Here is a 12265-nt window from a genome sequence, read left to right on the forward strand (position 1 = left end):
TAGGTGATATGATGAAAGGTTTGAAAAAGGCAAATAATACCTTGCAAGAGTTCTCTGATCTTGTAGAGTCTAAAAAAGTGAGCTCTCATAATCAAAAGAATTTGCGCGTAGGCATTGACCTTGGTACATCATCTATTGTCCTATCCGTAGTAAATGATAAAGGTAAACCTATATATGGTGCCTTTGAATATAATGAGTCCATTCGAGACGGCCTTGTAGTTGACTATGTGGGAGCTGTTACGATTACTCGAGCGTTAAAGGCTAAGGCAGAAGCAGCCTTAGGAACAGAACTTGTATATGCCGCAGCAGCTGTTCCACCTGGAACGATAGGCAAGAATAAAGATGTAGTAGGTCATGTTCTTGAAAGTGCCGGTTTTGAAGTAACTTGCATTCTAGACGAACCTACCGCTGCTGCTAATGTGCTAGGCATTACCGATGGCGCTGTTATCGACGTCGGTGGTGGTACTACGGGCATAAGCATTTTAAAAGATGGCCGAGTTGTATATACCGTAGATGAGCCTACAGGAGGTACCCATATGAATCTTGTTATTAGTGGGGCCTATGGGATTTCAATCCCGGAAGCGGAGGCCTATAAGCGCAATGAAGCTAATAAACGCGATGTATATGCAACCATACGGCCTGTTGTAGAAAAAATGGCAGCTATTTCTAAGCGTGCGTTACAAGAGGGTGGCTATGAAAAGGGGACTCCCATTGTTGTTGTAGGTGGTGCTTCTAATTTTGAGGAGTTTACAAAAACTTTCAGTCAATATATAGGATTACCCGTAGATAAGCCATTATATCCAGAGTTTGTAACGCCCTTAGGAATTGCCATGGGAAGTGAGCATTAATATGGATGCATTAGTTAAACTGGTGCTAGAACGCCTAGAAAAGCGCATGACATCCACTGCTACGTTTATAGTCACAGAGTGTAATAGCTATGATGAACATATATTGTTGCAGAATCAACTCATTTCTTTTACTGGTATAGATTATGGTCATATACGAGAGTTAATAAGCGATACATTGGTGCCTTGGGTAGTTTGCCTGCACCGTGCATTAGCGTATGACTGTGAGGTGACAATACGCCTAGCAGTTCCTGTAACCTCGTTGTTGAATCCATCAGTCATTCTAGATTGGCCTATCAGATTTTTAGATAAAGTTGGCCGTCCTATATGCGCCAGTCATCAAGCATGGATTACGGCCTCTTTTGTAAAATCTTGTGAAAGTCATTCTATTATCGTCATATATAGGGGACAACGGTTCACCATGGCTGCTCGTGATGAAATTGAGCGCTTAGGTATCACAATAATTGAAGGGAACGAGAAGTATGCAAGTCGGTAAAGTAGTGGGTAGTATCGTATCTACTCAAAAGCATGAATCTCTAAAGGGAATGAAACTGATGATGGTAGATATTCTCGATGGAGAACAAGAGTTGACGGGGCGCATAGAAATCGCCGTCGATACAGTATGTGCTGGTGAAGGTGAATATGTGCTTCTAACTCGAGGCTCATCGGCACGGCATATTTTCGAAGATGATAAAGGCACCGCAGTAGATTGTGCTATTGTGGGTATTATTGATAGTTTTGAAAAATAATTGTATAGGAAATAGCTGGTGCCAGAGTTAAACCTAGTTATTGTGTCACATCATGAATGTATCTTTGATTGTGTACACTGTAAGTTGAGATGGTCATTGCATCAGCCATGCAACCTATATGGAGGTTCATGATGGAAAATAATATACAGTTGAAAGAAATGATTCGCTCCATGGTTATAGATGTATTAGAGGGGAAAAAGCAAGAAACAGCTTCATCACAACATATCAAACAAGCATCTAGAGGGCAAGTTGAACCAGGTGTATTTGATACAGTTGATGAAGCAATTCAAGCAGCAAAAGTAGCACAAGAACGCTTTGAAGATTGCACTTTGGCAACTCGTGAGAAGGTAATAGCAGATATTCGTGCTGCTATGCGTCCACGAGTACAAGAGTTGGCTTTAAAAACTGTTGAAGAAACAGGTATGGGTCGTGTTGCGGATAAAGTACTGAAATTGAATCTTACTCTAGATAAAACACCTGGAGTAGAAGATCTTGTTACAGAGTGTGAAACTGGTGATAATGGTATGACATTGTATGAATTATCTGCTTACGGTGTTATTGGTGCTATTACCCCAAGTACTAATCCAGCAGAAACTTTAATATGTAATACAATTGGTATGCTAGCAGCAGGGAATGCAGTATTTTTTAGTGTGCATCCTGGTGCTAAGCATCTCAGTCGATTGTTAGTTAGTGAACTTAACCAAATAATTTCTAAATCGATTGGCATTGAAAACCTTATCGTTACACTTAGTGAACCATCTATTGAGTCTGCTCAAGAGATGATGGTACATCCAGATGTAAGCTTATTGGTTGTTACTGGTGGCCCTGGTGTAGTAAAACAAGCACTACAAAGTGGCAAAAAGGTGATTGGTGCAGGTGCTGGTAATCCACCAGCTTTTGTAGATGAAACCGCAGATATAAAAAAGGCAGCTCAAGATATTGTTCTCGGTGCTAGCCTTGATAATAATATTTTATGTATTGCCGAAAAGAGTGTCGTTGCAATGCGTCAAATTGAGCCACAGTTGGTTCAAGAAATGGTGAGAGTAGGCTGTGTACTCGTTGAAAATCAACAAGATATTCAACGTTTGGTAGACTTAACTGTATTACCGAATGGGACACCAAATAAAAAGTTTGTTGGTAAGAATGCTAGCGTTATACTTGATGCGGCACGTATCCCATATAATGGTGATCCACGATTGATTATTATACGTACTCCTAAAGACCATCCATTTGCAGTTATTGAAATGTTGATGCCTATTCTCCCTGTTGTGACAGTAGACAGCTTTGATGAAGGCCTCGAAGTATGCTTGATGTTAGAAGCAGGCTTACATCATACGGCAACAATGCATTCCTTAAATATGGAACGCCTTAATCGAATGGCGCGTAAAATGAAAACATCTATTTTTGTTAAAAATGGTCCATCCTATGCGGGCCTTGGATTTAGTGGTGAAGGTACGACAACCTTTACAATCGCTACACCTACTGGGGAATCGACTACATCTGCTCGATGCTTTGCACGACGTCGTAGATGTTGCTTAACGACAGGATTTAATATTCGATAGGTGGTGAGCATGTGGATAAATGGACTTTTCCAACTCAAATTTATGCAGGATCAGATTCGTTGAATCGTCTTACAGAATTTAATAATGAATCCATCCTTATCATATGTGATCCATTTTTAAAAGATTCTCCAAGCCTTACTTATGTAATGGGGTTAATGGATAATAAAAATGAGGTCAGCATTTATACTGATGTTGTACCAGATCCTCCAATCTCGCATGTCGCTAAGGGGATTGAATATATGCAAGGTATTAAACCTTCTATAATTATCGCCATAGGTGGGGGCTCTTGTATTGATATGAGTAAAGGTATAGCCTATTTTGGACGTAAGTTAAAGCATATGAATATTAAATCTTTCATTGCTATTCCTACCACTAGTGGGACTGGCTCAGAGGTTACATCTTTTGCGGTTCTTACGGACAGCGAAACTAAGATAAAATATCCTCTTGTGGACGATGCAGTACTACCTGATGAAGCATTATTAACGCCATTATTTGTAAAAACATCTCCACCAGGTGTTACTGCTTATAGTGGCATGGATGTATTAGTTCATGCACTTGAAGCTTATGTGGCAACGGCAGCAAATAACTTTACCGATGCTTTAGCTCAACAGGCAATTGAACTTGTTTTTGAATACTTACCAAAATGTCATAAAACAACAGCTACAGATCAAGACCGCATGTCTATGCACGAAGCATCATGCCTTGCAGGACTTTCTTTTAATAAGGCTGGATTAGGTATTGTTCATGCTATGGCTCATCAGTTGGGAGGACAGTTTCATGTGCCTCATGGCCTTGCTAATAGCATGCTTTTACCTTATGTAATTGCCTTTAACTGTTCTCATAACCCTGAAGTAGCGAAAAAGTATGCAGATTTGTCTGCTAAATTGGGCTTTGCATCGTATGAATCTTCAGAAGAAAAGAAATTAGGTGCTTTTTTAGAAGCAATTATTAAATTGCAACGCACTTTAGAGTGTCCAATGACACTTACTGATTTCGGCATAGATAAGGCCACAGCTGAGGAGAAATTAAATCTAATGGCCGATAGAGCATTAGAGGATATGTGTTATCGATTTAATCCATATCCAGCTAATCGAAATGATTTAATTAAGTTATATAGAAATGTTTTATAAAACACAATATAAGACTAGTATTAATGGATACTTAAAAAGAGGCTTTAATAGTTATTAAGGTCTCTTTTTTGTAAGTTTTACGCAGTTAATGTATCTTTGCACACAAAACTTTTCACGTGGGAGTGGTATAATAAAAAATACACGACATATAGAGTTATATATATTTTATTAGGAATAGTCATGTTCTATATACCACATTGGAATATGGAAAAACCTAGAATTAATCTCTGTTTGTTGTATAATATATTTAATATTTAATTTTTTAGATGTGTAGTTAAAAGCTTTATTATTTAACTTTTACTTAAATGTATGAAGAAAAATGGTGCGAGCGTACTAATTCTTCATTTTTTCAAGAGAGGTATATATGCAAAAATCCTTACGTATGGGGATCGATGTTGGCTCTACAACGGTCAAGGTCGTTTTGTTGGACGAACAAGATAATTATTTGTATAAAAAATATATCCGACATTACGCCAATATTTTGGATACTGTTCATACATTGCTACAAGAGGCTCAAGTGGGCTATGAAGAAGCAAAAGTACATGTAGCAATTACAGGTTCTGGCGGTATGGCGATGGCTGATAAGGTGCGTATACCTTTTGTACAAGAAGTAATTGCCGAAACAAAGGCGATAAAAGCGTTGTACCCACAAACTGATGTTATTATCGAACTTGGTGGTGAAGATGCTAAGGTTACGTATCTAGGTCGTACTGCAGAACATCGCATGAATGGTTCTTGTGCCGGTGGTACAGGTGCTTTCATAGATCAAATGGCAACATTATTGCAAACGGATGCATCCGGCCTTAATCAATTGGCGATGAATGCGGATACTATTTACCCAATTGCCGCTCGTTGTGGTGTATTTGCGAAAACAGACGTACAAGCATTGCTAAATCAAGGCGCATCTCATGAAAATATTGCAAAGTCCGTATTTCAAGCCATCGTTAACCAAACGATTGCAGGCCTTGCATGTGGTCATAAAATTGAAGGGAATGTAGCCTTCCTCGGTGGTCCATTGACATTCTTATCCGAATTACGTCAATGCTTCTGTGACACCTTAGAACTCGATGAAGCACATCGTATCATCCCTGAAAATGGTGAGTTGTTTATTGCCCTAGGCGCAGCTCTCATGAATGATGAATGTCGTGATATTACAGTAGGTGAATTGACGAAGGAAATCGGTGCGCTTATTGGTGTACCAATGGAAGCAACCGATCGTGTGGATCCGCTATTTAGAAATGAAGCGGAATTAGAAGAATTCCGTGCACGTCATGCTAAGGCGGTAACACCGAAGGGTGATATTAAAGATGCTGAAGGTCCATGTTACCTCGGTATCGATGCGGGTTCTACGACGTTGAAAGTCGTCTTGATCAATAGCAAGAATGAAATCATCTTCTCTCACTATGGCCCAAATCATGGTAAACCATTAGAAAAATCCCAAGAACTAATAGAGAAAATCTATAGCTTATTGCCAAAAGGGGCTTACATCGCTCATTCTGGTGTAACTGGATATGGCGAAGCCTTCTTGAAACGAGCTCTTGGTATCGATATTGGGGAAGTAGAAACAATTGCCCATTATCGTGCTGCTCAATTCTTCTGCCCTGATGTATCCTTCATCTTGGATATTGGCGGTCAAGATATGAAATGTACAAAGGTACGCGATGGATACATTGAAGACATAGTATTGAATGAAGCCTGCTCCTCTGGTTGTGGTTCCTTTATTGATACCTTTGCTACATCCTTGCGTTTGCCGATTGAGCAATTTGCCAAGGAAGGTTTATTGGCACCTATGCCAATCGACTTGGGGTCTCGCTGTACCGTATTTATGAATTCCAAGGTAAAACAGGCGCAAAAAGAAGGGGCTACTGTACCGGATATCGCCGCTGGCCTTGCATATTCTGTTATCAAGAATGCATTGTATAAGGTGCTTAAGGTAAAAGATCCTAAGGAATTAGGTGACCACATCGTCGTACAAGGCGGTACATTTTATAATGAAGCGGTGCTTCGTGCCTTTGAAAAATTAATGGGCGTCGAAGTAATTCGCCCTGATGTATCCGGCTTGATGGGGGCTTATGGTATGGCATTGCTCGCTTCTGAAGCGGCAGAAGAGTTACAAAATCAACATAGCACATTGCTTGATAGTGACGGTTTGAAATCCTTGCAAGTGTCTACATCCATGCGTAATTGCGGATTGTGCTCTAATAATTGTATGCTTACCATCAATGCATTCTCCGATGGCCGTACCTATGTAACGGGTAATCGTTGCGACCGTGGTGCCGGTGATATGATTCAAGAGAAACATAAGCCTGTTCCAAATATGGTAGACGTAAAATTACGCCGTTATTTTGATTACTTCCTCAAGAAAAATATTCCTGAGTTTGAAGGTAAATTGCGTATTGGTATTCCTCGCGTCCTCAATATGTACGAAGATTTTCCGTTCTGGTTTACATTCTTCAATCAATTAGGCTGCGAAGTGGTATTGTCAGATTATACGACGAAGGATCAATATAATAAAGCAATTGATACGATTCCTTCCGATACAGCGTGTTATCCTGCTAAGGCTGTTCATGGTCATATTCGTGATCTTGCCCAAGCCCAAGTTGATTTAATCTGGTACCCATGTATTCAACATGGTCCAAAGGAATTTAGCCGCGACAATAATTACCATTGTCCTATGGTTATTTCTTACCCAGAATTGATTCGAAACAATATGCAAGATGTGATGGGAAAAACGCCATTTTATGCGCCATTCTTACCACTAGCAGATAAGAAATCATTGGTGCCTGCTTTGGTGAAAGCCTTAAAAGATTTGCCATTCTCTAAATCTGAAATTTCTAATGCCGTTGAGACTGCTTGGGCCGAACAAGAAAAATGTAAGGCTGACTATCGCGAGATGACAAAGAAAACTGTATCTCGTCTCGTAGCAGAACAAGTGCCTACCATCGTATTGGCAGGTCGTCCATATCACTTAGACTCCGGTATTAATCATGGTATCCCTGAGCTCATTACCTCTCTTGGTATGGCGGTTCTTACCGAAGATGGTGTAGCACCATTAGGTAAGGATATTAAACATCTTCGCGTTGTAGACCAATGGTCATACCATAGTCGTCTATATCATGCAGCTGAATTCGTAAGTCGTACAGAAGGGTTCCAAATTGTTGAGTTGAACTCCTTCGGTTGTGGTCTTGATTCCATTGTGGCAGATCAAGTAAAGGATATCTTATCTGCAAAGCATAAGATTCATACATTGCTTAAAATTGATGAAGGTACAAACTTAGGCGCTGTCACTATTCGCTTACGTTCCTTGCAATCCGTAATGGAACGGAGTATGCGTAAACACCATAATCCAGAAGCTCCTATAGAGACCGTTGTTGATGATACACCAGCATATGATTATGAACGCGTTGTCTTTACTGAAGAAATGCGTAAGACCTATAAGATTTTGGTGCCTCAAATGTCACCTCTTCATTTCCAACTATTGGAGCCAGTGCTTAAGTCTGAAGGTTATGACTTTGACATGTTACCAGCACCTACGCGTGAAGATGTAGAGATAGGTCTAAAATATATCAATAATGATGCATGTTATCCTGCTATCATCGTTGTAGGCCAATTGATGAGCGCCTTATTGTCTGGTAAATATGATGTTAATAAGACAGCTGTTATTATCTCTCAAACCGGTGGCGGTTGTCGTGCTACCAACTATATTGGTTATTTGCGTAAAGCCCTCATCGATGCAGGTATGAAACAAGTTCCAATCTTGTCACTTAATGCGAGTGATATGGAACGTCAACCAGGCTTTAAATTGACTAAATCCTTCTTACATCGCATGATTCAAGCCGTAGTATACGGCGATGCGTTGATGCAATGTGTATTGGCTACGCGCCCTTATGAAATTAATCCAGGATCTGCAGATGCATTGTGCGATTATTGGGTTAAAAAATTACGGGAACGTATTACAAAAGCTAATATATTCCAATATAGTAAATATATTAAGAACATCATTGAAGACTTTGACAATTTACCAGTCGATAAATCTAAGCCGAAACCTCGTGTTGGCGTGGTAGGTGAAATCTACGTTAAATTCCATCCAAGTGCGAACAACCATATTAATGAACTTATAGAGAAGGAAGGTGGCGAGGTTGTAACCTCTGGTCTACTAGACTTTTTCTTGTACTGTGCTATGGATAGTACATATCGTGCTAAACACTTAGATGGTACATGGCTTTCCGGATTCTTTGGATCCTTGGCTCGCGAAGCGTTAGAATTATACCGTTTGCCATATGCAAAAGCCGTTGCAGCATCTAAGCATTTTGATCCATTGCAACGGATGACGAAGGTTTCAAAAGAAGCGGCTCATTATATTGACCTTGGTAATCAATGCGGTGAAGGTTGGTTCCTTACAGGTGATATGATTGATCTTATCGAAAAAGGTGCGAAACAAGTAGTTTGCTTGCAACCATTTGGCTGCTTACCTAACCACGTTAGTGGTAAAGGCATGGTAAAAACATTATCCGAAGCATATCCTGATGTGCGCATTGCAGCCATCGACTATGATCCAGGTTCAAGTGCGGTAAACCAAGCAAATCGATTGAAATTGTTGTTAGCAACAATGTTTGAATGATAATGTAATAATCAATTATATAATTACTGAATATAAAAAAAGCGTCCCTAGTGATATGTCCCCTCTTTACTGAACAACCAGTAAAGAGGGGACATATGAGGGACGCTTTTTTATGAAATTGATGAATCTTCTTTAATCATTGTATAGAAGCATACTAATGCTAATACAGCACATACAACCATAACAATCCCCATAGGGATACCAGTATGACTTCCACCAATACCAACTAATGGCGATACGAACCCGGCTGAAAACATGCCTGCAAATCCTAAAATAGCAGAGGCGCTACCTGCTTTATGTCCATATTTCGCCATTGCCATAGAGAACCCTGTTGATCCAAATACAGATACGGTACAAACTGTAAAGAACAGAATGACACTAGTTATAATAAAGGACCAATTAAAATACATTGCACAAAGGAATAGGATAGAACCAATCGTTAATTGCAATAGACTGGTATGTAAAATGGTTTTTATTTTTACAACATTACTTACTTTGGCACTGATTACGCTAGCGAGGATAATACCGCAACTATTAATCCCGAACATATAACTAAACTCTTGTGCAGATAAATTGAATATATTTTGATATACAAAGGATGAACCCGAAATATAGGCAAAGAAACCACCAAAGGCGAATAGCTGAACTAGAGTCTGGCCTAAGAAAGAATTATCTTTTAGTAGAGCACCGTAGTTTTTAAATGCTGTTGCTATACCACCGGAAATACGCTTTTCTGATGGTAGGCTTTCAGTAAAAATGAAAGAGCCCATAAGTAACAGTGCAGAGAAAACGGCGAGGACAATAAAAATAAAGCGCCATGTAGAAAATAATAAAAGCTGACCACCTATAAGCGGTGCAATAACAGGAGCTAATCCGTTGACGAGCATGAGTAGAGACATGAGTCGCATTAATTCCTTACCAGATGCAAAATCCCGGGAGATGGCCTTAGCAATAACAACTCCGATAGAACCTGTTAAACCTTGTAAAAATCGTGCAACTAGTAAAATCTCAATATTGGGCGCAATAGCACAGAGTATACTAGCGATTACACAGAGGATATTGCCAATGATGAGTGGTTTTTTTCGCCCCAATGAGTCACTAAGCGGACCGCCAATCAATTGACCGATAGCGATACCAAAAGTCATAATACCAATTGTCATCTGAATGAGGGACGCATTTGTATTAAGTTCATGAGGCATGATTGGTAATGCTGGTAGATATAAATCAGTACCAAGTGGTGTGATGGCCGTAAGAAGTCCTAGAAATACGACAATGAATAAAGATATTTTCTTTGTAGACTCCATAAAATCTCCTATATTAAAAAAGGGAAAAATAAAAGTCTGCGAATCGCACTTCGCAGACTGCATTTAATTTTATCTATTTAACAAGGGTATTGTAACATGATTAATAAGAAAAAGCTATAGGTTTATGTATGAGTAACAAGGGTATTGCTTATTAGTATTTGAAATAAAAAGAACAGCTCACGAATGAGCTGTTCTTTTATATTACCAATTCTTAGAAGAAGATGTGGTGAATTTCATGGATGAAATGTTGACCGAAGAAGGAGATACAACCATGCATGATGATGAAGATGATGAAGTATTTGAACGCGCTGTTCATGATAACACTTGCTTCGATTTCATGTTCTAAGTTGTGAGCTTCTTCTGCATTGATTTCTTTGTGGTTTTCTAAGTATGCTTTCAAAGCAGGACCTACGGCACCAATAGAAATTGCAATGGATTGTGGGGACAACATTTTGCCGATACCAGCTGCACCGGAGTTAACAGCTGCTAACCAGAAGCCAAGATCTTCGAAGTTTGTAGGATTTAAACCTTGAGCTGCAGCGATTTGAAGTGGTCCAAACAATACGTTGGAGTTTGTACCGGAACCTGTTAAGAACGCACCCAATGCACCTACGATAGGAGCGAATAGAGGATACAAGGAACCTGTACCTGCAACCATTGCTTTAGCGATGTCTGCAGTCATACCAGAGTATGTCATCAATTTAGCAGTCATAACAACTGTGATGATTGTAAGGTATGTGAATTTCAAGTTTTTAACTGTGGAACCCAATGTACCGAAGATTTCACCAGCTTTTGCTTTTTGGATGAAACCACCAACGATACCAGCGATGAAAATCATGATACCAGGAGTTGCAATCCATACGAATGTGTAAGGTTTTGCACCAGCACCTTGGTAAATAGGTACAGATGTTTTAATGGATGCAAGAGGACCATTGATTGCTGGGAACAATTTAGAGGTTAATAATAATAATACGAAGATTAAGATGAATGGCATTGCAGCCACAAGGCCTTCGCCACCAGAAACTTTAGGAACTTCGCCAGTTTGTTTAACTGCGTATTGAGGATCATTAGGAGGCATAATTTTTGCACAACCGATGATCACTGCCATGATTACGATGGATGCAGAAATTACGGATAATTCAGGACCCATTACAGCATTGATTACAGTTTCAGGAATAGCTAATGCTAAACCAGAAAGTAATGTTACAAGGAATACGCCTTTTAACGCTTTGATACCGCCACCGATAATCATAACTACGAAGAAAGGAGCGATAAGGTTAAGCAAGAATAATTGTACGGAAATGAATGTACCTAAATGGCTTGGATCAAGGCTTGTTAAGGAAGCCAATGTAGTTGTTGGGATACCAATGGAGCCGAATGTTGTTGGTACGGAGTTTGCAACGAGACATGCGATGATAGATTTTAGTGGGTCAAAACCTACGGCAACCATCATAGCAGCTGGAATTGCAACGGCAGTACCAAAGCCAGCCATACCTTCCATGAAAGCACCGAAGCCCCATGCAAGTAATAATGCAAGTACACGAGTATCAGATGTTACAGAGGAAAGCATGGTTTTAATAGTTTCCATAGCTTTCGTATGTACTACCAAGTTGTAAACGAAGATAGCTGCTGTAATAACTAATAGGATAGGCCAAATTGCCAATGCGGCACCTTCAAGGGCACCAGTGACCATAATAAATGGGTCGGATTGGAATGCTGTAATAGCGATGATGAAAGAACCGATTGCAGCAACACTTGTTGCTTGCCATGCAGGTAATTTCAAGATGGATAACGCTACAATCAACCAAATGATTGGAGATAGCGCTAATAGAACGGTGAGAGCACTCATTTCTAAAATCATCCTTTCAAGAAAAATAAAAATATATGCTTAACAGGACGATGTAGCAATAATCAATTTAATTGATGAGTAATTCGCTATTGGATTGAGTTGTAAAAGTTCAGTAATAATAAAAGATTACAATAAAATAACAGATATACTTATCAGAAAAAGTGATATATCTCTTAAAATTTTTTAACCTCATAGTTTATGAGGT

Annotated in this window: 8 protein-coding genes; 6 read left to right on the forward strand and 2 right to left on the reverse strand. The window is 39.5% G+C overall.

The features are described 5' to 3' along the window. Positions 1–8 precede the first annotated feature (8 nt). The 6 genes from eutJ (at position 9) to HMPREF1504_RS05255 (ending at position 8907) form a co-directional block, all read left to right on the forward strand. Complete coding sequence (gene eutJ / locus HMPREF1504_RS05230; protein WP_051411678.1) at positions 9–848, forward strand: ethanolamine utilization protein EutJ; 840 nt, start codon at positions 9–11, stop codon at positions 846–848. A 1-nt stretch (position 849) separates the two neighbouring features. Continuing rightward, positions 850–1341, forward strand: coding sequence for a PduM family microcompartment protein (pduM, locus tag HMPREF1504_RS05235; protein WP_038124037.1), 492 nt, complete (start codon positions 850–852; stop codon positions 1339–1341). After that, positions 1328–1594, forward strand: a complete 267-nt coding sequence (locus tag HMPREF1504_RS05240; protein WP_024066335.1) for a EutN/CcmL family microcompartment protein — start codon at positions 1328–1330, stop codon at positions 1592–1594. The genes pduM and HMPREF1504_RS05240 overlap by 14 nt, the downstream gene beginning before the upstream one ends. A 128-nt stretch (positions 1595–1722) precedes the next feature. Beyond that, complete coding sequence (locus HMPREF1504_RS05245) at positions 1723–3156, forward strand: aldehyde dehydrogenase family protein (protein WP_232203322.1); 1434 nt, start codon at positions 1723–1725, stop codon at positions 3154–3156. Positions 3157–3167: 11 nt separating this feature from the next. Continuing rightward, the gene (locus tag HMPREF1504_RS05250; protein WP_038124046.1) at positions 3168–4286 is read left to right on the forward strand and encodes a 1-propanol dehydrogenase PduQ; all 1119 of its coding nucleotides are present in this window, start codon (positions 3168–3170) and stop codon (positions 4284–4286) included. A gap of 364 nt (positions 4287–4650) precedes the next feature. Next, positions 4651–8907, forward strand: coding sequence for a 2-hydroxyacyl-CoA dehydratase (locus HMPREF1504_RS05255; protein ID WP_038124048.1), 4257 nt, complete (start codon positions 4651–4653; stop codon positions 8905–8907). Between the two features lie 110 nt (positions 8908–9017). Here the strand turns inward: HMPREF1504_RS05255 and HMPREF1504_RS05260 are convergent, their stop codons facing one another. Then, positions 9018–10211 (reverse strand): multidrug effflux MFS transporter, encoded by a 1194-nt coding sequence (locus HMPREF1504_RS05260; RefSeq protein ID WP_005375595.1) that lies wholly within the window; start codon positions 10209–10211, stop codon positions 9018–9020. Between the two features lie 211 nt (positions 10212–10422). Next, positions 10423–12060 carry an L-lactate permease gene (locus HMPREF1504_RS05265; RefSeq protein ID WP_005375607.1) on the reverse strand — a complete coding sequence of 546 codons (1638 nt, stop codon included), beginning with the start codon at positions 12058–12060 and terminating at the stop codon, positions 10423–10425. Positions 12061–12265: the final 205 nt, after the last annotated feature.

The organism is Veillonella sp. ICM51a (assembly GCF_000524355.1).
In the GTDB taxonomy this organism is placed as follows: Bacteria; Bacillota; Negativicutes; order Veillonellales; family Veillonellaceae; genus Veillonella; species Veillonella atypica.